Genomic DNA, 502 nt, shown 5'->3' on the forward strand with positions numbered 1-502 from the left:
CGCCGTCACCGTCCATGTAGACCTCGGACTGGACCAGGACGTACTCGTGATCCACCTCCGGCAGGCCCTCCGGGTCGATGATCACGGCACCGTGCATCCCACCCGAGATGTGGGCGCTCATGGGCATGGTCGAGCAGTGGTACATCCAGATCCCGGACCGGTTGGCCGTGAACCGGTAGACCAGCTTCTCCCCCGGCGGGATGGTGCGCATGTTGTCATCCGGGGCCACCTCCCCCGCGTGGAAATCCACGGAGTGACCCATGGACCCGTTGTTGACCAGGGTCACCTCGAAGGTGTCGCCGACCTTGCCCCGCAGCGTGGGCCCTAGTCCGGATCCGTTGAACGTCCAGCGCTGCTGCCACACCCCCGGGGCCACCTCCAGCGGGACTTCAGTGACTTCGAGCGTGACTTCGTGGTCGGCATTCTCCGTGCCGTCGGTGACTTCCGCGGGTTCGAGCCCCGGATCCACGACGTCGGACAGCTCGGCTTCCGGATCGGCGAA

General features: G+C 66.1%; 1 protein-coding gene. It reads right to left on the bottom strand.

Features of this window, described 5'->3' with window-relative positions:
• Nucleotides 1-502: multicopper oxidase domain-containing protein (locus GTW58_RS14190; protein ID WP_168023670.1), on the bottom strand; the 502-nt coding region annotated here is incomplete at both ends.

The organism is Kocuria subflava (assembly GCF_012163155.1).
Lineage (GTDB): Bacteria > Actinomycetota > Actinomycetes > Actinomycetales > Micrococcaceae > Kocuria > Kocuria subflava.